This is a genomic window from Mycobacterium sp. NGS64 (assembly GCF_059812245.1).
In genome coordinates, this window is sequence record NZ_JCALCI010000023.1 from 1 (window position 1) to 21,725 (window position 21,725).

Below are 21,725 nucleotides of genomic sequence, written 5' to 3' on the forward strand. Positions count from 1 at the left end.
TCGTCGGCGCGGCTCATTGGCGCCACTCCTCTTCGTCACTGCGTTCCGCATCGTCGTCGGCGCGCCTCACTGCTGCTCCCGTTTGATGTAGTCGTAGAACGCCCTCATCTCGGGTGAGACGTAGGCGATTTCCAGATACGGCACCCCCGCCTGCGGCGCCGACACGTAGGCGAACTTGATGCCGCCGGGCATCATGCCCTGCTGCACGACCGGCGCCCCCTTTGCCGCGGCCTCCGCCAGGAAGGCGTCGAATTCCTCGGGGCTCGGCGCTTCGGTGCAGATGTGGTGCAGGCCGGGCGGAGATTCGCGCAGAAAGTCACTATAGATGTTCTCCCCGCGGACCGGTGAGATCAGCTCCAGCTGCATGTCCCCGAGATAGCTCAGCGAGATGCTGGCGACGAAATCGGCGGGGCGGCCGAGGTAGCTGCAGCTGTCCGGGGCAAAGTGCACCTCGGGTATGCGCACCCACTTCCGAACGCCTAACAGGCCGGTGAGGGCGGTTTCTGTGGCATCCAGGTCGGGGGTGACCCAGGCGATCTGCGTCGGCGATTGGGTGGGAAGGGTCATCGTCTCGCAGGATAGCCCAGCCGGTCGGCCGCCAGAAAGGGCGCGGTAGGACTTTGCCGCGCGCGGCTGCGTCGGCCACCCGGCAGCGCGATGAACACGTTCTAATTCGGCGGCTCAGTGCTGGGTCAGCACGTCCACCAGCAGCCGCATCTGAGTGTCGAACACCGCCGCCGGGTCGGTCAGGGTGTCGGTGCCGTATTGCCCGAACACCTCCAAACTGATGGCGCCCAGGACGCCCGCCCACAGCAGGAAGCACTTGGCGATCACCAGGTCGTCTCCCGGAAATCCGAATTCGTCGCGAATGCGTCCGAAGTCCGACGACATCGGTTGCGGTGCAAGATCATTCGTCAAACGGATGTCTCCGGTCGCGATGCCGGCCGCCACGGCGTCGAAGAGGGCGCCCACCACGCGGGTGCCGGCCGGGACGGTGCGCTCGGCGGGCGCGTGATACCCGGGTACGGGGCTGCCGTACAGCAGGGCCCAGCGGGCGGGATCTGCCACGGCCCACTCCCGCGCCGCCCGTGCGATGGCGATGACGTCGTCGCTCCACGCCTCGCCCGCGGTCTCCCGGGCCCGGTCCACGGTGTCTGCCAGGTCCGTATAGGCGTCCACCACCAGCAGCGTCAGCAGCTCGTCGCGGCTGGACACGTATCGATACACCGCCGAGGAGACCATGCCCAGGTCGCGGGCGATGGCACGCACCGACAGCCCGGCGGCGCCCCCCTCCACCAGTTGGCGGCGGCCGAGTTCGATGATTCGCGCCTCGATCTGCTCCCGCGATTCCTGGCGTTTGCCCACGCGGCCAGTCTGACACAACCGAGAACACCGCTCTTGCTTTTTGGCGGCAGCTGTGGCAGCGTGTGCGGCACAGAGAGCACCGCTCTCGGATTTCGTTAGAGAGGACGCACCATGGCCACGCGCTACGAAGAACCGAATCGGGTGGCCCGCGCCGCCAACGCGGTGATCCGCTGGCTCGCCGAGCTGGGGATCAGCATCGCCGGGACTCGTGCCCTGCACGTCCGGGGCCGAAAGAGTGGAAAACCGCGCGCGGTGGTGATCAACCTGCTCACGGTCGACGGCGTCGACTACCTGGTCTCACCACGCGGCAACACGCAGTGGGCCCGCAACGTCCGGGCGGCGGGCGTCGTCGAGGTGGGTCCGCGCTGGCGCCGGCGGCGCGCTCGAGTGAGCGAGGTGGGCGATGCGGCCAAGCCCGAAGTCCTGAGGCGCTATCTGGGCCGCTGGTACTGGCAAGTCAAGGACTACGTCGGCGGGTTGACGCCGGATTCCACCGACGAGCAGCTGCTCGCCGGGGCGCCCTCGATTCCGGTGTTCGTGCTCGAGCCCGCCGGCTGACTTATCGGGGGTTGGGCGGCGTCGCCCCGAGATCCTGACGGACCTGGTCCGAGGTGGCCCGCCACGACACCGCCGCGGGCAGATCGCCCCAGACGCTGTTGAAGATCCCCACGATCTCCCCCGGGCCGCCGGCGGGTGCCAGGTACACCGGCCCCCCGGAATCGCCCCGCTGGCTCTGGACACCGTGCGACATGGTGAACCATCCGTTGTTGACGCTCTCGACGGTCCCGCAGGTCTCACCCGTGACCACGCCGAAGTGGCACACGGCCTGACCCGGCTGAAGCGCCAGGGATGGGTTGGATTCCAGCGGCCGCCCGCCGGGCAGGACGTTGTTGGCCGTGACGCCGCTGTCCAGCACGATCGCCTCGTAGTCGTTGATCGTCTGATCGGTGGCCACGGTGGTGCCGCTGGGCGTGTTGTCGCGGAACGTGGCCTGACGCCCGATGACGTTGTGTTCGCGGTCGTAGACGACGCCGCTGCCGCGGCAATGCCCTGCGGTGAACGCGATCTTCAGGGCAGGGTCGACGTAGGCCAAGGTGCACAGGCGATTGTCCTGGTGGATTTCCATCCCGGGAAAGACGACTGGAGGGTCCGCTTTGGCGGGCAGGGGCGGCAGCCACGATGCGACTGCCACGACGGAAGCCGAGGCGGCGAATGCGTGCAGTGCCAGGCGGCGCATGTTGAGCTCCGATCCCTCCGTGAAATGCCGACCCGAAGGGTGACGTTACGGCTTGATCTCACCCCTCGCTCATCTTTTCGCACTTGAGGGCGCCGGCGTTACCCCGGCGTGACCAGCGGCACGGCGTCGGCGGCCAGCCCCGCCGCGCGCGGCGCCCACCCCGGCGGCCCGAAGACGTAGCCCAGCCGGTCACGCAGGCGCTTTGCCGATCGCCAGTCGCGGGCGATGGCCACGTATTCGCGGGTTTGCAGCTTCCAGATGTTGAAGGTGTCGACCTGCTTGGTGAGCCCGTAGTGGGGGCGGAACAGTTCGGGCTGGAAGCTGCCGAAGATCCGGTCCCAGAGGATGAGGATGCCGCCGTAGTTCTTGTCCAGATAAAGCTGGTCCATCCCGTGGTGCACCCGATGGTGCGACGGGGTGTTGAAGACGAATTCGAACGGGCGCGGCAGCTTGTCGATGCGCTCGGTGTGGATCCAGAACTGGTAGATCAGGTTCAGCGACCAGCTGAAGTACACCATCCAGGGCGGAAGTCCCAAGAGCGGCAACGGAACCCACATCAAGACCTCGCCGCTGTTGTTCCACTTCTGGCGCACCGCCGTGGCGAGGTTGTAGTACTGGCTCGAGTGGTGGGCCTGGTGCGTCGCCCAGACCAGCCGGACCCGGTGGGCCATCCGGTGGTACCCGTAGTACAGCAGGTCGACGCCGACGAGCGCGACGACCCAGGTGTACCACTTGGCCGGCGACAGGTGCCACGGCGCCAGGTACGCATAGATCGCGGTGTAACCCAGCAGGGCCAGCGCCTTCCAGCCGGCGCTGGTGGCTATCGAGACCAGGCCCATCGAGATGCTCGCCCAGGAATCGCGGGTGAGGTAGGCGCCGGATCCCGGCCGCGCTTCCGCCTCGGTGTGTTGCAGCTTGCGGGCCGCGGTCCATTCGATCGTCAACAGCAGCAGGAAGAACGGGATGGCGAACAGCACCGGGTCCCGCAGCTGCGGGGGCAGCGCGGACCAGAGCCCGGTGACAGAGTGCACACGGATAGATTACGACCATCGGCCAACGCCGGTAACGGCCCGTACCAATGAGGGTGTGAGCACTTGACCGCAGTGGTGGTAGTCGGCGCCGGGTTCGCCGGGCTGTGGGCGGCGCTCGGCGCCGCGCGGCGGCTGGACGAGCTGGCCCTGCCGGCCGGCTCCGTCGATGTCACCGTGCTGAGCGCCAAGCCTTTCCACGACATCCGGGTGCGCAACTACGAAGCCGACCTGACGCCCTGCCGCATCCCGCTGGCCGACCTGCTCGACCCCGTGGGCGTCGCCTACGTCGCCGCCGAGGTGACCGCCATCGACCCCGGCGCCCGCACGATCACCACGTCGACCGGCGCCAGCTACGGCTACGACCGACTGGTGCTGGCGTCGGGCAGTCACGTGGTGAAGCCGGACATCCCGGGGCTGCGGGAGTTCGGTTTCGACGTGGACACCTACGACGGCGCCCTTGCGCTGCAGCGGCACCTGCGCGAGCTTGCCGACGAGCCGCCGACGCCGGCGGCGGCCACCGTCGTCGTGGTCGGTGCCGGACTGACCGGCATCGAGGCGGCCAGCGAGATGCCAATGCGGCTGCGCGCCTTGTTCTCTCGGCGAGGCGTCGTCTCCCGGGTGGTTCTGGTCGATCGCAACCAGGCGGTGGGCTCCGACATGGGGGCGTCGGCGCGTCCGGTGATCGAACGGGCCCTGTCGGACAACGGCATCGAGATCAGAACGGGCGCAGGCGTCGTCGAGGTGGCCGAGCGGGAGGTGACGCTGTCCTCGGGTGAGCGGCTGCCGGCTGCCACCGTGGTGTGGTGCGCGGGCATGCGGGCGAGTTCGCTGACCGAGCAATTCGGGGTGCCCCTCGACCGGTTCGGCCGGGTACGCGTCGACGACTACCTGCGGATCGCCGGCGTGCCCGGGGTTTTCGCCGCCGGCGACGTGGCCGCCGCCCGGATGGACGACGAGCACCTGTCGGTGATGTCCTGCCAGCATGGGCGCCCGATGGGCCGCTACGCCGGCTACAACGTCATCAGCGACCTGTTCGATCAGCCGATGCTGGCCCTTCGAATCCCTTGGTATGTCACGGTTCTCGACCTCGGACCCGCCGGAGCGGTCTACACCGAGGGATGGGATCGCGCCGTGGCGTCGACTGGGCCCCAGGCCAAGGCGACGAAGCAGACCATCAACACCCGGCGCATCTATCCCCCGCTGACCCGCAGCCGCGCCGACCTGCTGGCCGCCGCCGCGCCGGAGCTGCAATCCCGCCCCTGACCGCTCCCGGTCGGCTCAGTCCGCCTGCGCCTTCTCCCCGGCGTACCACTGCACCGCCCGGACCCCCGGCTGCAGCGAGAGCTCGGCCACCAGCCGCTCGAGCTTGGCCGGTGTGTGGCCGTCCATCAGCAGGTGCGCAGTCAGGGTGATCTCGTCGTCGGCAGCATGCCCGGTGTGGATGCCGCGCAACGTGATGTCGTTGCCGCTGGCGTGCTGCACGATCTCGGTGCGGGCGTACTTCTCCGATTTCGGGCGGCATACGACTTGGACGAGGTAGGGCTGCACGCCCTCGTCTTCTTCGACGACGTCGTCGCGGTCGATCAGCCGTCCGAGCGGGCGCCCGAACAGGTGGATGGCGACGACGGTCGCGGTGGCGATCGCGGCGAACACCAGGTGACCCGACGCGGCCAGCACGCCCACCGCCGCCGAGCACCACAGCGTCGCGGCGGTGTTGAGGCCGCGGACGTTGAACCCGTCGCGCAGGATCACGCCTCCGCCGAGGAACCCGATCCCGGACACCACGTAGGACGCGACGCGGGTGGGGCTGCTGTCCTCGGTGACGACGGCATAGAGCACGAACAGGGTCGCTCCGCCGGCGACCAGCGCGTTAGTGCGCAACCCGGCCATGCGGGCCCGCCACTGCCGCTCCAGCCCGATCAAGGCGCCGCAGCCCACGCCCACGCCGAGTCGGAGGGCGAATTCGGCGACGCTCAACGTCGGCATGACACCCCACCTCCTTCCCCCAGCGGTCGGCGGCAGCTAAGCACGCCTAGGTGAACGGCAGGTGGACCGCACCCGATCGGGTCGCCTCGTGGTCACGCCGCGGACACCGGCGGGCAACTTGGTGCTAGGCCTTGGAAAGCTGGTGTGGGCAATAGAATTTCGCGGCGATCATCGCGAAGTTGGACGCGTTCTCCATGTCCATGCCGGGGTTGTGGGTCTTCACGTCGTGGACCAGCTCGAGGCCCGATTCGCCGTTGTTCAGGCACGTGCACACGGCTTTGCCGGACGCGACGGCGGCATCCGGGCTGGCGTAGCTGATGCCGACCTGGTGCAGCGCGGCGAGGAAGCCCGCGTCGTCGCCTTGGGGTGGCGGCGGCGGGTCGGCGTGCGCGGGCACGGCGAGGCCGATCATCATGGTCGCGGCGCCGGCGAGCGTTAGCAGTCTTTTCATTCGTCACTCTCCCAATTCGGTTGCGCCCTAACCGGACTGCGCATCGGACGGTACGACCTGGGGCCGGTCGCCCTTCCTGAGATGCACGGCGTGAATGCCGGGCTTCTTGGCAAGCTGCTCGAGCAGCGCGTCGAGGCCTTCTTGGTCGACGTTGTGGTGCTGCACACTTTCGGGTTTTTCGGATATCTGCGCGACCAACCGCTTGAGGTTTTCCGGCGAATGGGCGTCTTTGAGGTCCTTGAGCGGTTTGATCCGGCCACGCACGCCGGTCCCGCTCAGCGCGCTGGGGGCCCCCGCGCCGAACGCGCTGCCCAGCATCCCGGCCACCGACATCGAACTGAGCAGTCCGCCCTCGCCTAGCGCGGCGGCCGGGACCGCGTCGGGCCCGGCTGCCGACAGCGCCGCCGCGACCGTCCGGACGGCCGGGGTGGCCGTGGCCCAGCTCGGTGGGACCGACAGCTTGCCGACCAGCGTGCCGGCGTTGCCCATGCCCGCCGACACCGCGTTAAACAGGGTGCCGCGGCCGAAGCCCAGCGCCCCCAGCCCCGCCCCCAGGGCGTCCTTCGGGAGCGCTCCGTATCCCACGGGCGGTGCGAACTTCAAAAACTGCGACACGGGGAAGTTGATCAGCAGCCCGATGTCGTTGAATCCCGTGGTAAAGCCGAGCGGGACCTTGATGGCGTTGTAGAGGTTGCCGTAGAGGGTGCCCGTGCCGGATCCGAACAACGAGTTCAACAGCCCGTTCATAGTGTCCGTGTAGTCGGTGGCCAGGTTCGACAGCCCCTGCAGGATAGGGTTGGTGCTGGTGAGCGGGTTAGCCGCTGCCGACAAAAGGTTCCCTACGGTCCCCGCCGGGGTGGCGGCGGCCTGGGTCACCGCGGCCGCTTGGGTCGCCGTGCCCGCGGTGTTGGTCGTCTGCGGCGGCTCGTTGAACGGCGTCACGTTGGCGGCGGTCGCCGACGAAACGAGGTAGTTGTCCATCGCCACGGCGTCTTGCGCCCACATCTCGGCGTACTGGATTTCGGTGGCGGCGATCGCCGGGGTGTTCTGCCCGAAGACGTTGGTTGCCACGAGCGACGCCAGTTGGCTGCGGTTGGCAGCGATCTCCGCCGGCGGCACGTGCGCGGCGAAGGCTGTCTCGTAGGCGGTTGCGGCAGCGGTGGCCTGCATCGCCGCTTCGGCGGCCTGCGCCGCGGTGCCCTGCATCCAGGCCAGGTACGGCGTAACCGCGGCCGCCATGTTGACCGATGACGGACCCACCCACGATCCGCTGGTCAGGCTGTCGACCACCGAGGAATACGAGGACACCGTGGACTGCAATTCGCTCGCCAGCCCATCCCAGGCCGCGGCGGCCGCCCGCAGCGACCCCGCTCCGGGCCCGGCGTACATCCGGCCCGAGTTGAACTCAGGCGGAAAAGCTCCGTAAAACATCGTCTATACCCCTTGCCTGCTCGTCTGCGCCCGGGTGGACGGTGCTGCTGCGTTGATTTCGGTCACTGCCGTCACTCCTCTACCACCGGAATGACGATGATGGTGGCGGCGGCAGGGTCGGCCTCGATGACACCGCCCAGTGAGCCGAGCGCCGCACTACCGCTGCCCCCGGACTGGAATGCGGCGGCCCCGACGGCGCGACCGGCCAGGCTCGACAGCGCCATCTGGCCGAAGACCCCCTCCTCGCCCGTGAGCGAGGCCGCCGGCGCGGCAGCGAGGTTCGTCGGCAAAACCGACGCCAGTGTCTTGATCGCCGGCGCGGCCTCGGTCCAGCCCTGAGGCACCGACATCCCCCCGACCAGAGCGGCCTTGCCCATCGAGCCCCCGACGGCCGAGCTGAGCATCGGCTTCACGGCGCTGGCCCCCTGGGTCAGCGGCGCCAGCGCCCCGGTGATGGCCTTGGGACCTGCAAGGTAAGCGGCGGCACTCTGTCCGTTCTGGCCCCACGCGTACGCCTGCCCGAAGGATAGGAATGGACCGCCGGGTATGGAGGCCAAGCCTTGCAGGGAGTAGGGCCCGGAGGCGATGGTGCTCATGATGTTGTTCCAGGCGGTGAGGTCGCCCGATAGGCCCGTCGGCAGCGTCGGCAGGGTTGCCAGCTGCGGCAGGTTCAGTCCCGACAGCAGGTTTCCCGTCGTCGCCGTTGGCGCCGTGGGCGATGTGACGGTCGTCGCCAGGTTTTGTAGGAAAGTCGGCACATAGCTGATGAATTGGGACAGCTGTGTGCCAATTGACGCCGCTGGCGTGCTGGTGGATTGAGAGACCGCGGCCGCTTGCGCGGCCGGTGCGGCTTCGCTGGTGGTCTGCGGCGGCTCGGTAAACGGCGTCAGCGTTGATGCCGTCGCCGACGAGGCGGCGTAGGCGTACATGGCGGCGGCGTCCTGGGCCCACATCTCGGCATATTGGGCTTCGGTGGCCGCGATTGCCGGGGTGTTCTGGCCCAGGAAGTTGGTGGCGATCAGCGCCATCAGCAGGGCACGATTGGCGGCGATCACCGGTGGCGGCACCGTGGCTGCGAAGGCGGTTTCGTAGGCGCCGGCGGCGATCTTGGCCTGGCTGGCGGCCTCCTCTGCCTGCGCGCCGGTCGCGCTCATCCACGCCACATAGGGAGCCGCCGCGGCCGCCATGGCGATCGAGGAAGGCCCCGTCCACGGCCCGGTGGCGAGGCTCTCGATCGTCGCGCCGTACGAGGCGGCGGTCGACTGCAGTTCCGTCGCCAACTCATCCCAGGCGGCCGAGGCCGCCAGCATGGGCCCCGACCCCGCGCCGACATACATCCGCCCCGAGTTGATCTCCGGTGGTAGCGCCCCGAAATCCAACATCTACTTACTCCGCTCCCCTTGAGTGGCCGCCATGGTAGGCGCGGCTTTCCGGCCCGTCCGCAACCGCGCGGCAGCTCTAATGGAATCCATGGAATCCGCTGCCGAATTCACGCATTGATTGGACGTGTATGAGGACGACAGGGTTCCACACTCCTAATCAAGATGTGTCAGCGGCGGCGGTCCGCCCCGCGTTCAGGCGGCGCTGCCTAATGTAGCGATCATCGTGATTGGAACGTATTCGTGGCGCGTTCCAGGGATGTAATAGTAAAGTAAACGACAAGTGTCACCGCTCGAATATGCCTGTGAGAATGCTGCTGGTCAGCTAACACATGCCGCCGCAAAAGACGTTGTCCAGGTTATCCGTAGCCGATTCCCAGCAACCGGCCAGAAATGGGACTTAAGCTCGCCGTGCCTTTGGCGCAAAAGACTGGCCGACCGGCGAGTGCCGGTCGTTAACCGTTGCTAACCGGGCCCAATAAATTAAGGCGCCCGCGTCCACCGTTATTGCACACGGTCAAGCAATTAACATATTCGACACGCATAAACTCTCTTAATGCCGATAGTTCTCGAGTTCGCCAGCGCTTATCGCGGGGGTTGGCTCGAGCGCTCACCGTGATTCTTGTGAAATTCAATTAATCGCAGGTCGGGCCGACGGCGCCGTCGGCGTTCGCCAGGTTGCTCTGGGCCGTCCGCATCCTTTGCCCGCGCCCGTTCGCCTCGGCCCTGGCATCCTCAGCGACTCCTTCGCCAAATGGATAGTTCTTCGTCATCTGGTGCTCCCCTGAATTTCACCTAGCGTACGCATTCGCCGCTGGTGGAACGCTGATTTGCTGCTGGAAGTTTGCTGTGAGCCGGATGCGGCCGATTTGCGGTGCTCATTGCCCCGGACACGCGCCTAGTAGGCATGATCGCGAGGTTGCGGAACGCTCAATCCGCGCGAGTAACCGTTGTGAGGTGAGCGCTAGCCGGCCGCCGGGGGTCGCGCGACGAAGGTGGGACGGAAGCCGTATTGCGGCACGGCGCGCCCGTAGGGTTGCGCACCCGCGGCCCCGATCGGCATCCCGGGCATGCCGGCCGCCATGGCCGGGGGTGCCACCATGGGCGTCCCGCCGAGCGACGAGGCCAGCGGGCCGGCCAGTGGCGCGGGCGCGGTCCAGCTCGGCGGCACCGACATCGCACCGATCATCGGCGCGTGGCCGACGCCGGCCGCGACGGCATTGCCGACGCCCTCGACGGCAGGACCCGCCGCCGCCTCACCGATCGCGTCGCCGACCGCTTGGCCCGCCGCGTCCGCCGCGTCGCCTGCGGCGGCCCCCTGGCCCAGCAGGCCCAGGAATGGGGCCAGCGTGTTGCTGGGCATGTAGAACCCGGACGAGAAGGCGGTGTTCCAGATGTTGGCGTTGGGTCCCCACTGTGCCCAAAGGCCGTCCAGCGTGGCGGATCCCGACCCGGATCCGGTCAACAGCCCGACGATCTCCGACGCCGGCGTCTGCGACGACGCCGGCGACGCCAGCCCCTGCAGCGCGGAGGGCAGCGCGGACATCAGCTGTGCCAGCGTGCCCTGTTGAGCCCCGGCCGGAGTGGCGATGGCCTGGGCCACCGCGGCCGACTGCGCGTCCGGCCCACCGGGGCTGGTGGTCTGCTGCGGCTCGCTGAACTGGCTGAGCTGGGCGGCGACCGCCGACGAGGCGGCGTAGCCGTACATCGCGGCCGCGTCTTGGGCCCACATTTCGGCGTACTGGGCCTCCGTCGCCGCGATCGCCGGGGTGTTCTGACCGAGGATGTTGGTGGCGATCAGCGCCATCAGCTGGGCGCGGTTGGCCGCGATGACGGGCGGCGGCACGGTCTCGGCGAACGCGGCCTCGGCCTGTGCGGCGGTCTGCTCGGCCTGCTCGGCCGTCGTGCCCAGCCAGGCCGCATACGGCGCGGCGGCGGCGGCCATCGCCACCGACGCCGGGCCGTGCCATTCTTCACCGGTCAGCGCGGTCAGCACCGCGCCGTAAGACATTGCGGTGGAGCGCAATTCGGCGGCGAGCCCATGCCAAGCCGACGCGGCGGCGAGCATCGGGCCCGAGCCCGGCCCAGAGTACATCTTGCCGGAGTTGACTTCCGGTGGGAGCAGTGCGAAATCGAGTGCAGCGGTCATCGTTGGCCCCTTCCCCTACGGGCCGCGCGGGTGGCGTGGTTGCTGAATTGTGTTGTGGCTACGGCGAAGTCCGCCGGAGGTGCGAAGACAAGCGACATCGGACTACTCCTCGCGGAAAGAGGGTGACCCGTGCCGGCCGGCAATTATGGCTGGTTTCAGCGCAATTCACGGACGCGTTCCGCTAGGCGGACGCGCCTCTAGGAGGCCTGTCGGGGTTAGCCGTTCAGACGGTCAGAAAGGGGCCGGGGCCGGATCGAACCGAAATGGTCGATTTGGAATACGGACTATCGTCGAGACTCATTTCGCTCTCACCTCCTCACAGCCTGGGCACACGGGGATGCCGTTATCTCGCACACCGGGGAGAAGGGCCCGGGCTGAAACTCCCGGAGACCGCACCCCTCTCGTCAGAGCTTTGGCACCACACGGCGTATCCGATTCACCTGAGCCGGAAGCCACTTGGGCTCAACCCTTAAGCCGGGAAGAGCTGTCCTGACCCTGGGCGTCTTTCGACGTTCGAGGTCAGTGGCCTGTATCCGTGCAGACGCCTCACCTAGCGAGGTGCTTGCACAGGCCATCGTGGCACCCGGACGGTAGATCAGTCAAACCAACTGCCACACGCTCGCAACAAGCCCGTTGTCACCCGGCGGCCGGGGGACGCGGCATCACGGTCACGCGGAAGCCGTAGCGGGGGCCGTGGCCGTAGCCACCTCCGGCCGTGGCGGCGGGCATGCCCGGCATTCCGGGAATGGGCCCCGGGCCGGCCTGCGGCGCGCCGGCGCCCGGGCCGACGGCGTTGGTCCAGCCACCCCCGGCGAACGTCGCCCCGGCGTGGTTCTCCACCTGGGCGGCCACCGTCCAGGCCTGCGGCACGGACAACCGACCGACCAGCGCCGCCTGATTCGTGCCGCCCGAAATCGCTCCGCTCAGGTCGCCCGCTATGCCTGCCGGGGCGGCCCCGGGCGTCAACAGCGGCAACCATCCCGGGTTCCCGGCGCCGGCGCCCATCGGTGGCAGCGCGGTGGCCCCGGGCGTCGCGGAGACCGCCAGCGCGTTGATGTCCGACATCCCGGCCGTGACCGCCGGTTCGATGATGGCGGGGCTCACGTAGCCGGCGGAGACGAATCCGTTGACGAACGACGAGTTCAAGAAGGTCCCGATCGCGTTGCCGTCCGCCCCATCCAGGAAATTCAGGATGCCGTCGAGCAGCCCCTGGCCCGGGATGGCCGCAGCGGGGTTCGCGACCGTCGACAGCGGTGACGAGAACCCTTGCAGCGCAGTCGGTATCGCGGACATCAGTTGGTCCACCGTCTGGCTGCCGGTGCCCGCCGCTGTGCCCGTGGCCTGCGTGACGGCCGAGGCCTGGGCGGCCGACCCGGCCGGATTGGTGGTCTGGACCGGTGGGTCGAACGGCGTCAGCGTCGAGGCCGCCGCCGAGCTCCCGGCGTAGCCGTACATCGCCGCCGCGTCCTGGGCCCACATCTCGCCGTACTGGGCCTCGGTGGCCGCGATCGCGGGGGTGTTCTGCCCGAGGAAGTTGGTCGCAACCAGCGCCGCGAGCAGGGCCCGGTTGGCCGCGACCTCGGCCGGGGGCACCGTCATGGCAAACGCCGCCTCGTAGGCCGCCGCCGCGGCCGATGCCTGGGCGGACGCCTGCTGGGCGAGCGCCCCGGTGCTGGTCATCCACTGGACATACGGCGCCGCGGCGGCGCCCATCGAGGCGGAGGCCGGCCCCATCCACGACTCGCTCGTCAGCCCGGTGATGACCGAGTCGTACGAGGCCGCGGTCGAACCGAGCTCCGCACCGAGCGCGGCCCAGGCCGTCGCGGCCGCCATCATCGGCGCCGAGCCCGGTCCGGCATACATCCGGGCGGAGTTGACTTCTGGTGGTAGTGCTCCGAAATCCATTGCCGCCACCCCCCTTAACCGGCCGTCACGGTCTCGGTGGCCTGCATGGCTGCGTTGCGTAGTGATTTCCGTTGTGTTACAAAGAAATACATCGGACTTCTCCTTTGAGAGCGGATAGTCCGACCCGGCTGCGGGCAGGCGGCCGCCGTGCTATGTCGGGTGTTGCCGATTCAAACGGCGGCCAGCGCGCCACGACCGGATCGGAAAGAAACGGTCGTTGTTCTCATGCGTTAAAGGTCAATTCGGCCAGTACGCCCACCTCCCGTCGTGGCCAGGGCGCTCACGGAAGTGCGCCATGGTTGCCCGAATCGGGACGAGACCCCCGGCGAAACCATGCGTGGGGCAAAAGCCGCCTGTTTCTAGGCGTCTTGCGACGAATGACCTAAATCCCCTTCTTAAGGCCCATTTCCGCGGGGAAACTGTGCTCGGCGATGAGCATTGAGGATCATGGTGGCACCGGTGCCGACGCCCGGCAATGCGAACCGCTCATCCACTGGAAATTAATAGAAAGCTCATAGAACCCGACGGCGGTCCCGGACCGCCGCGGGAATCGAAATCTGCGCGGGCGCCACCGAAAGCAATTGCGGCCGTTTGCCAGTCGGAACTGCCCGAGCGGGTTAGGACGACGGCTTCTTCTCGGCCACGGCCGTGCGAATGCCTTCGAGGAGATCCTCGGCGGTCAACTCCTTGAACCGGAGCAGCTGCGCCTCGCTGAACTCGCTGAGATCGCTCGACAGGACGGCATCGAGGTCTTCGTCATCGAGCCGGAAACTCCGGTGGTCGCGCGCCTTTTCCACCACGTTGCGCACGAAGCCGGCGTTGCCGAGCGTATCGATACCCCGAATCAGATCGCCGTCTTCGGAGTAGCTCTCGTCGAGGTAGAACTTGGTGTACGACGGCAGCAGCGCGTCGGCGGCCTCGTCGGTGATGACGTCCTCGTTCTCCCGGCCCATCAGCTTGGTCAGCGCAACGAGCTCGTCCGGGGTGTAGCTGAAGAACTCGATCACGGTCGAAAAGCGCCGCCGCAGACCCTGATTCACCTCGAGCATCTTGTCCATCGCCTTGGCGTAACCCGCGCCGAACACCACCAGCTCGTCGCGATGGTTCTCCATGTACAGCAGCAGCGTGTTGATGATCGCGTTGCCGTAGGGGTCGCCCTGGTGGTACCCGCTCTCGTGCAGCGTGTGCATCTCGTCGAAGAAGACGGCTCCGCCCAACGCCCCCTCGAGCATCTCCTCTGTGTTCTTCTCGGCGTCGGCCATGTACCGCCCCAGCAACTTGGTGCGGCTGGTCTCCACCACCAGCGGCTTGCGCAACACGGTGAGCCCGCAGAGCTGCTTGGTGAAGGCCCGCGCGACCGACGTCTTGCCGGTCCCGGGGGGCCCCAGGAGCAGGGTGTGGCGCGAGGTCACCGGAACCGGGAGACCCATCTTCTCCCGGGCCAAGTTGACCTTGGTGGTCGACTTGATGAGCTTGATTTCCCGCTTCGCGCGTTCCATGCCCAGCATCGCGTTGAGCTCGGCGTCCCCCTCGGCCAGATACTTGGCGGCCTCCTGGGCGTGGCGGGCGGCTTCCGTCTGCGCGCGCGTCGGCGCGCTGTCCGGATCCCATGGGTCGGTGCGGGCCTCGATCGTCTCCGGGTCGGTCAGCACCAGCCGATAGTTGGGATTGTCCAACGCTTCTCGGGCAGGGGCGAACTTCGGGTCGCGGGAGTACACCCGGCGCAACAGCTCGACGGCCTCCTCCTCGCGGCCGACGTGGCGCAGGCACATGCCCTGTGTGTACAGCGCGATGTTGGCCGCCCCCGGCACCCGGTCGCCCTCGACGGCGTCCTGGCCGCGCCGGAACGCCTCCTCGAACACGCCCAGCGAGGCCAGCGCGGTGGTCGCCATCGCGGCGCCCGCGGCCTTCAACTCGGGGTGCCGCCAGGTCTTTCCTTCCGGAAATTGGACGAGCACGTCGGGCCAGCGCCCGGTGCGGAAGTACAGCACACCCCGCACGTAGTTGACGACTTCCTCGTCGAACGGATGCCGGGGCTCGACGCCGTCGAGCAGCTTCGCGGCTTCCTCGTAGCGTTTCGCCTCGGCGAGCACGGCCGCGTATGCGCACGCCAGCGACTCCACGCTGGTGACGGCCAGCCGCAGAAACAGCCCGTCGGAGACCTCGGGCCGGAACTGTAGGTCGGTCACCCCGAGGCGGCGCGTCTCCCAACCGAACGTCCGGACCGCCGCCCACGCACCGGCGAGCACCTCGAGGCTCTGCTCGCCGGCCAGCATCCGCGCCAGCCAGGCGTCGCACATGCTCGGGTCGAGCGTGGTGGCCGTGTTGAACATCTGCGCAGCCACCTGCGGGTTGTGGCTGGGCTGTAGCCCGTTGACCGAAATACCGGACGCCAAAAGCCCGGCGACCATTGCATTACGGGCGTCCTCGGCGGTGGATTGCGAGCGCGTCATTGCGCCGCAGACACGCTCGCTGCGCTCTCCCGCTCCTGACCGACCGACAGCACCAGGTCGTCGTCGTCGAGCAACGGACGGCTGGGGACGATTAAGAGTGGGCGGGCCGCCGGGGCGGGCAGGCTGGCGCGTACCGCCGCCAATTGGCGGCCGGTGAGCCGGTTGAGTCCCGACCACACGCTCCTGGGCAGGCGGCGCTCGCTGTGGTAGCGCACCCAGGCCGACAGCTGCGGGCGGCCGGCGCTGGTGTTCAGACGGATCGTGACGACGGCGGCGCCGACGTCGGGCAGCAGCAGGTCTTCCAGCGCCTCGGTGGTGATGTCCGACGGCGTCAACCAGAAGCTCGCGGCGAACCCGTTGAAGTGCTTGAGGTGCCGCCAGCCGGGGCGGCTCCAGGTCGGTTCGAGGTCGGCCAGCACCGCGCTGTCGACCTCGGCGAGCTCATCGGCGGTCAGCGGCCGGGCCACGCAGTTTTGCCCGTCGAGGTCCTGGGCAAGCCGCTCGGTGGCCGCCACCAGGGTCGACGCGAGCGAGTCGCGGGCGGCCACGGCGGCGACGTTGCGCTGCGGGTTCATCCGCAGCACCAGCCAGGTGCGGCGCACATAGGAGGTGGGCTGGTCGCTCACCACGCCCCACTCCTCGGGTCCCCAGTCGTCCAGCTTGGACTTCTCGGCCGCCCTGGATTCGGGGCCGCCGCGGCGCACCTTCATCGTGACGATGTCGATGCCGTCGAGGTGGATGTCGAACTGGCGCAGGCCCTCGGCGACCGCGTGCACCGGCAGGATGGCCGCCGTGTTCCGGTGCCGATGACGGCCGGACGCGTCGTCCTCCCCGCCGTCCACCGAAATCACGCTCACCAGATGGCCGTCGTACTGGCGTACGCCGACCTTGTCGCGGCCGAACCGGCGCTGGTGGTCGATCGCCGGCGTGCAGCCCGCCGTGAGCGCGGTGCCAGGGTCGGCGGACCAGTCCCACAGCCAGGTGGCCAGGCCCGAGGTCACCGTGAGGCCGTGGTGGGTGACCAGGGACAGCAGCGTGACCACCGCCGCCAGGCCAACTCCGACCCAGAACGCGATGTGGTGCTCGCCCTGCCAGGAGGCCGGGCAGTGGCTGGCCACCAACAGGATCAGGATGTCGACGACAAACACCGCGGTGACCCGCGGCCACGACAAAGACAATCCGAAACTTCGCTGAGCCTTCATACCTATTGCTGCTCCGACCTCATTGCTGCTTCCGTGTCCGCTTCATGAACACTGCTATACCGAACACGGCGCCGCCGATCAGTAATGCGGCGGTCAACCCTCCGGCTGCCACCCATACTGGCACCATATCCCGGTGCGGGGCCGCTTTAGGAATGGTCAACGGTGCCGACAGTTGCTGTGGCGGCTTTGCTGGACCTTCCGGTACATCCCACGTCAACGCCGCCACCGGATCGATGACACCGTAGCCGACCTGGTTGTCCACCCCGCGCGCCGGCGCCCGGGCGGTGCGCTCCAGCCGGTTGATGACCTGATACGCCGATAGCTGCGGGTATTTGGCGCGGACCAGGGCGGCCACCCCGGAAACGATCGCGGTCGAGAAGCTGGTGCCGGCCGGAACCAGCAGCGAGTTGTCCGGGCCGTCGATCGCGTTGATCAAGCCGTCGTCGCGCGGTGAGAGGCCGATGACGTCGGTCCCCGGTGCGGCGATTCCCACCCACGGTCCCGCGACGCTCGTCGTCCCCTGGCCCTGACCGCCCTGGGTGAGCGGTCGGCCGTCGTTGTCAACCGCACCCACCGTCAGGACGTAGTCGCTGAACCAGGACGGCGTCACCACGGTGCCCACCCCGCTCCAGTCGCGGGGATCCTTGGGCTGCATGGGGTCGAAGGCCGGGTTCTGCTTGCAGTCCTTCTTGCTGGTGTCGCCCGCCGCCGCCACGATGACGACGTTCTTGTCGACCGCCGCGTAGCGCACGGCGGCGCCCAACGAACGCTGATCGATGATGTTGCGCGAGCTCATGCAGGTCACGTCGGAGATGTTGATGACCGTGGCGCCCAGGTTGGCGGCGTGCACGATCGCCCGCGCCATGGTCTCGACGTCGTCGATCTTGGCCCGCGTCTGCGGGTCCTCGTCGCCGGTGTAGGCGTCCTTGAGGCCGAACGCCTGGCTGGACTGGCGGATCGCGATGATGTCGACGTCCGGGGCGATCCCGCTGTACGCGTCAGGCGCCGACGCCGGTGCCGGGGGCGCCGGCGGTGGGGGCGGCGGCTTGGGCGGGTCGAGTGGGAGCGGGTTGACCGGGTTGTCGACACCGATCACGTGCCGGGCGCCGGAATAGCTGGGTATCGTGACCGTCCCGCCGCCGTGGTTCGCCGACGGAGCCTGCCCGGGCGCGGGCGGTCCCGCCGCCGGGGGCCCGGCCGGACCCGCGGGCGCGGGCGCTGCCGGCGGCGCCCCGAACGGCCCCGGCGCAGGTGCAGGTGACTCCGACGGGGGCGGCGCGGGGACCATCGTCACGGTCTGAGGCAACGGCGACAAGGTCACCGTCTGTGGCGGTGGCGCTTTCGGGGGCGGCTCCGTGGTGGGAATCGTGACCGGCTTGCGCGGTGCCGCCGGCGGCGTCGCCGCACCGCTGGCCGGGGCCGCACCGATCATCGACGCCACGATGGTGCCGTGCGCGTCGCAGTCCGACAGCCCGTCGCCCGACATGATGTAGTCGCCGCCCGGGATGAGGTGCGGAAACCGCGGGTGCGGGGTCACACCGGTGTCGATCACGGCGACCTTCTGACCCGCGCCGCGGCCGAACTGCCAGGCCTCCTGCAGGTTCAGCATGTCCATGTACTTGGGCTGCAGCCGGAAGTCGGTTCCGGGCAGCACGCCGACCTCGGTGCAGTAGGAGTTCTGCTTCATCGGCGCCGGCGGTCCGGGCGGGCCGTCGGGCGGCACCGCCCCGGGATCGACCGTCGGCGGCGAGATCGCGTAGGCGGGTGGCAGACCGGCTAGTGCACCTGAAGTCAGCAGGAGTGCGGCGACGGTCGCGCGGGATGCGCGACCGCGCCACACCTTGCTGCTAGCGATAACGGATCGCCGCATAGACATTCATCAGCCACAATGCCAGCGGGAAGATCGGCATCAGGCACAGGTACTCGATGTATTCCACGAACTTGCGGAACAGCGGGCTGTAGATGGTGTTGGGCACCACCGCCGCGGCCGTCATGCCCGCGGCCGGCAGCAGGACCAGGATCGCCACGCTGATCGACACCGCCAGCGGAGACTGCAACCCCAGCGCGTAGCGCACCACGATCGCGGTGACGATGAGCACCGACGTCGCGGCCAGGGTGATCGCCTGCCAGCGGTCCACGTACGAGCGGCCGCGGAGCATCAGGAAGCCGGCGGTGAAGCCCGCCAGGATCAGCGGCAGCCAGCGCTGGAACGTGTGCGGGTCCGACAGGGCGGTCAGCGACACGATCATCAGCACGCCGAGCCCCAACAGCAGGCCCGAGAGGAACGAGCGGGCGCGCTCGGCCTGCAGCACCACGTCCCGAACGGACGCCGGCCCCTCCAGGACCGGGGCGCCACCGTCGGCACGCGTCACGGTGGTGGGCAGGTCCGGTCGCGCCTCGAACACCCACCGGCTGGTGGCCGACGGGAAGACGGGCAGCCGGATGCCGGCCAACCGCCGGGACAGCGCGGGCGCGGACTGGTAGCCCAGCACGCAGACCAGCACCACACAGCTGAAGTTGGTCACCGCGCTGGTGTTCGCGACCATGCGCGCCAGGCTGGCGATCGCCGCCACGGCGCTGATGGTCACGATCGCGGTGTAGATGGCCAGCCGCCGGCCGGTGAAGCGCAGGTTGAGCGATGCGCCAACCGCCAGCACGCCGAAGCCCAGCACCGCTTGCGGCGAGCCGACGCCGCCGGGCGGGGCCGAGGCCGCGGCCACCGTGAGCGGCGCGAGGCCGCTCAGCAGCATGATGTCGGCGACCAGGCGGTCCGAATCGGTCTTCGCCCGCATCGCGAGCATGATGGCCACCGTCAATGCGATCGCGGCGATGATCGCCGAGTACACCGTGGGCAGCCACGAGTTGTGGTGCCACCGCCACCAGCCGAGCAGACCCGACGCCGCGGTCACGCCGATCGCGACCATCGAGGCGCCCACCTGGACCGCGACGACGGGGTCGATCGCGGCGAACCGCTTGCTCAGGTTTGCCGAGACCGCGGTGGAGATGTGCTCGATGACTTGCGACCGGTGCTCGGTGTCCGGCAGGAACCGGATCCAGAGCCGGTCGCCGTCGTAGATGTCTTGCTCGGTCAGCGACTGCGTGGCCCGCAACGGCGTGCCGTCGACGAGGCACAGCGACCACCTGCCCCGGCCGGTGGCCTCCAGCGGGGTCTCGCCGAGTTCCCGCAGCCGACTGTTGACAACCTTCAGCAGCGGGTCGGTCATCACCGAGACCGGGGCGTTGGCGTCCAGCAGGACGCCGATCTGGACACCCTCGCCGGCCATGACGCCGACGACTACCGCCCGAGGCTGTGCAATTCCCTCGATGTCTGCCTGTAGGGCATCAGCTACGCCGACTGCGGTCATCGCCCTGCACCCCCTGCCATTGTGAATGTGTAACCCCGTGTCGCCAGGCGCTCGAACGCCCCGGACGCCTCACTCGCCGAGGCGCTAAGGCCCCCTGAGAGGTACAGCCTGACCATTTCGGATTTCATCTGCCTCGCCTTGCGCTAAGGAGTTGTGGTGACACTGCGTTGAAGATTTGCTGTGATGATTCTAGAGAAGTATGCCGTCTTCGCATCCCGACCGCATGTTGTCGGCAAAAGCGTTGGTAAAGTTTGTGTTTCGCGGCCATGTCACACCCTGCTGTGGGTTTTCCACTCGCCGTAGGGCAGCGTGTCCAGCACGGTCTTGATGCCCACCTGCACCAGTTGCGGGGTCGCCGGGCAGATCGCCAACCAGGCCTCCCCCGAACCCGCCGTACGCGCTTGCTGATACAGCGCGATGCGGCCACCCGAGCCGTCCTTCAGCGACAGGACCGAGGCGCTGGGGCCCTTGGCGTCGTCCCGGTATTGGCGCGCGTAGACGGCGACCTCGGCCGCGGGGTCCGACAGCGCCTGGCCCAGGGCGGCCACCGTCGCGGCGCTGATGCCCATCCGCCGCAGGTCTCCACCGGAAAAGACGTTGAAGCCGGATTCCTGCCAGGACTTGGTCGCCTCCAGCATCTCCTCCAGCGGCACGTTGACCGCGTTGATCGCGGCGGGCTCCGCGTGGTGGATCGACTCCAGACCGTCGATCACCAACGACGCGATCGAGGCGCTGTCGGCGACGGCGACGTCGTCGACGGTGATGTCGCTGCCCACCCGAACGGCCGACACCCAGTGCTGGCCGCGGCGGGCCAGCACCACGCGGAACTCGTTGTCGGGGATGTCGCGCGAGCCGGGGGGCTGGTTCTCGTCGTCGACCACTCCGTACAGCAGCTTCCCCCGCGACAGCAGGGCCACGACCTCGAGGTCGGGCGCGGCGAGAACCCGCATTCGAGCCGCGACTTGTTCGTGCACCTCGTCGCCGACCACGATGCCCTGCTCACGCATCACCGCCATTCCGGGGTGTTCGTTGAGCCAGTCGCTCGAGTCGGTGGACACGAACGGGCGGCAGCGCAATTCCGGCGCGACGTGGCGGATGTCGAGCAGCGCCTGAAGCATCCAGAAGCCGTCGACGTTGACGGTGATGTCGGTGCGGGTGCTCTGTTGGTCCATCGATAGCCTCAGAAGTGGTCGAAGTTATGGAAACCGCAGGACGCGGCAGCACACCGAAACCTGGTGTGCTGCCGCGCCTGAAGTTGCGAGCTAGGCCCAGCTGGAGCCGACGGCGCTGTCCGTGCTGGACATGTTGCTGCCCGCCGTCTGCACCTTCTGGCCGTGAGCGTTGGCCTGCTCGTAGATCACCTGGAAGTTGCGACCCAACTGGGTGATGAACTCCTGGCAGGCCACCGAACCGGCGCCACCCCAGAAGTCACCAGCAGCCAGCACATCGCGAACGATGGCCTGGTGCTCGGCCTCCAACGACGCGGCCTGGGCGCGAATCGTCGCACCATGGGCATCCACATCGCCAAACTGGTAATTGATTGTCATGTTGGTGTTCTCCTAACGTCTCAAAGGGTACGCAAGCTGCGCTTTTCGCGCTAGCTGCCGAGGATTTGCTGCGAGGCCTGCTCTTGCTGCTCGTAGTTGTTCGCGTCGCGGATCAGCCCGTCGCGCACACCGTGCAGCATGTTCACGATGTTGCGGAAGGCCTGATTCATCTGACCCATGGTGTCGTAGGAGGTCGCCTGGGCCTGGCCACTCCAGCCGGCACC

The 21,725-nt window shown here is 68.4% G+C and carries 19 protein-coding genes and 1 riboswitch; of the genes, 2 read left to right on the top strand and 17 right to left on the bottom strand.

Annotated features, from left to right (window positions below; all coding sequences use genetic code 11):
* Positions 1–66 precede the first annotated feature (66 nt).
* Entirely contained in the window at positions 67–567 is a 501-nt protein-coding gene (locus tag AC5Y4S_RS29620) for a VOC family protein (RefSeq protein ID WP_500036075.1), read from the bottom strand.
* Between the two features lie 114 nt (positions 568–681).
* A complete protein-coding gene (locus AC5Y4S_RS29625; protein ID WP_197517954.1) occupies positions 682–1,365 on the bottom strand; it encodes a TetR/AcrR family transcriptional regulator in 684 nt (227 codons plus the stop codon).
* Between the two features lie 111 nt (positions 1,366–1,476).
* Here AC5Y4S_RS29625 and AC5Y4S_RS29630 point away from each other — a divergent pair, with 111 nt between their 5' ends.
* Positions 1,477–1,923 carry a nitroreductase family deazaflavin-dependent oxidoreductase gene (locus AC5Y4S_RS29630; protein ID WP_500036076.1) on the top strand — a complete coding sequence of 149 codons (447 nt, stop codon included), beginning with the start codon at positions 1,477–1,479 and terminating at the stop codon, positions 1,921–1,923.
* A gap of 1 nt (position 1,924) precedes the next feature.
* Here AC5Y4S_RS29630 and AC5Y4S_RS29635 read toward each other — a convergent pair whose 3' ends face one another.
* Together AC5Y4S_RS29635 and AC5Y4S_RS29640 are read right to left on the bottom strand one after the other, a co-directional pair.
* Entirely contained in the window at positions 1,925–2,602 is a 678-nt protein-coding gene (locus AC5Y4S_RS29635) for an Rv1815 family serine proteinase (RefSeq protein WP_068101232.1), read from the bottom strand.
* A gap of 98 nt (positions 2,603–2,700) precedes the next feature.
* Entirely contained in the window at positions 2,701–3,633 is a 933-nt protein-coding gene (locus AC5Y4S_RS29640) for a sterol desaturase family protein (protein ID WP_500036077.1), read from the bottom strand.
* 63 nt (positions 3,634–3,696) lie between these two features.
* Between AC5Y4S_RS29640 and AC5Y4S_RS29645 the strand changes: the two genes are divergently transcribed.
* The gene (locus AC5Y4S_RS29645) at positions 3,697–4,896 is read left to right on the top strand and encodes an NAD(P)/FAD-dependent oxidoreductase (RefSeq protein WP_500036078.1); all 1,200 of its coding nucleotides are present in this window, start codon (positions 3,697–3,699) and stop codon (positions 4,894–4,896) included.
* Between the two features lie 15 nt (positions 4,897–4,911).
* On the opposite strand, the gene AC5Y4S_RS29650 is transcribed toward AC5Y4S_RS29645, so the two are convergent.
* The 13 genes from AC5Y4S_RS29650 to AC5Y4S_RS29710 form a co-directional block, all read right to left on the bottom strand.
* Complete coding sequence (locus AC5Y4S_RS29650) at positions 4,912–5,619, bottom strand: MgtC/SapB family protein (protein WP_500036079.1); 708 nt, start codon at positions 5,617–5,619, stop codon at positions 4,912–4,914.
* Between the two features lie 124 nt (positions 5,620–5,743).
* Positions 5,744–6,070, bottom strand: coding sequence for a DUF732 domain-containing protein (locus AC5Y4S_RS29655; protein WP_500036080.1), 327 nt, complete (start codon positions 6,068–6,070; stop codon positions 5,744–5,746).
* Positions 6,071–6,097: 27 nt separating this feature from the next.
* Entirely contained in the window at positions 6,098–7,501 is a 1,404-nt protein-coding gene (locus tag AC5Y4S_RS29660; RefSeq protein ID WP_500036081.1) for a PPE family protein, read from the bottom strand.
* Between the two features lie 71 nt (positions 7,502–7,572).
* Positions 7,573–8,883 carry a PPE family protein gene (locus AC5Y4S_RS29665; protein ID WP_500036082.1) on the bottom strand — a complete coding sequence of 437 codons (1,311 nt, stop codon included), beginning with the start codon at positions 8,881–8,883 and terminating at the stop codon, positions 7,573–7,575.
* A 961-nt stretch (positions 8,884–9,844) separates the two neighbouring features.
* Entirely contained in the window at positions 9,845–11,029 is a 1,185-nt protein-coding gene (locus AC5Y4S_RS29670; protein ID WP_500036083.1) for a PPE family protein, read from the bottom strand.
* A gap of 389 nt (positions 11,030–11,418) precedes the next feature.
* Positions 11,419–11,594: riboswitch (M-box (ykoK) riboswitch) on the bottom strand.
* A 71-nt stretch (positions 11,595–11,665) separates the two neighbouring features.
* Positions 11,666–12,934 (bottom strand): PPE family protein, encoded by a 1,269-nt coding sequence (locus tag AC5Y4S_RS29675; RefSeq protein WP_500036084.1) that lies wholly within the window; start codon positions 12,932–12,934, stop codon positions 11,666–11,668.
* 617 nt (positions 12,935–13,551) lie between these two features.
* Positions 13,552–15,387: a type VII secretion AAA-ATPase EccA gene (gene eccA, locus AC5Y4S_RS29680; RefSeq protein ID WP_500036085.1), complete on the bottom strand. Its 1,836-nt coding sequence runs from the start codon at positions 15,385–15,387 to the stop codon at positions 13,552–13,554.
* On the bottom strand, positions 15,384–16,589 hold the full coding sequence (gene eccE / locus AC5Y4S_RS29685; RefSeq protein ID WP_500036086.1) for a type VII secretion protein EccE: 1,206 nt from the start codon (positions 16,587–16,589) through the stop codon (positions 15,384–15,386). The genes eccA and eccE overlap by 4 nt, the downstream gene beginning before the upstream one ends.
* A gap of 19 nt (positions 16,590–16,608) precedes the next feature.
* On the bottom strand, positions 16,609–18,459 hold the full coding sequence (locus AC5Y4S_RS29690) for a type VII secretion-associated serine protease mycosin (RefSeq protein ID WP_500036087.1): 1,851 nt from the start codon (positions 18,457–18,459) through the stop codon (positions 16,609–16,611).
* The gene (eccD, locus tag AC5Y4S_RS29695; RefSeq protein WP_500036088.1) at positions 18,437–19,954 is read right to left on the bottom strand and encodes a type VII secretion integral membrane protein EccD; all 1,518 of its coding nucleotides are present in this window, start codon (positions 19,952–19,954) and stop codon (positions 18,437–18,439) included. The genes AC5Y4S_RS29690 and eccD overlap by 23 nt, the downstream gene beginning before the upstream one ends.
* 269 nt (positions 19,955–20,223) lie before the next feature.
* Positions 20,224–21,126: an ESX secretion-associated protein EspG gene (locus AC5Y4S_RS29700; RefSeq protein ID WP_067012971.1), complete on the bottom strand. Its 903-nt coding sequence runs from the start codon at positions 21,124–21,126 to the stop codon at positions 20,224–20,226.
* A gap of 90 nt (positions 21,127–21,216) precedes the next feature.
* On the bottom strand, positions 21,217–21,501 hold the full coding sequence (locus tag AC5Y4S_RS29705; RefSeq protein ID WP_067004763.1) for a WXG100 family type VII secretion target: 285 nt from the start codon (positions 21,499–21,501) through the stop codon (positions 21,217–21,219).
* Positions 21,502–21,551: 50 nt separating this feature from the next.
* On the bottom strand, positions 21,552–21,725 hold a 174-nt coding region (locus AC5Y4S_RS29710; RefSeq protein WP_500036089.1), incomplete at its 5' end, for a WXG100 family type VII secretion target.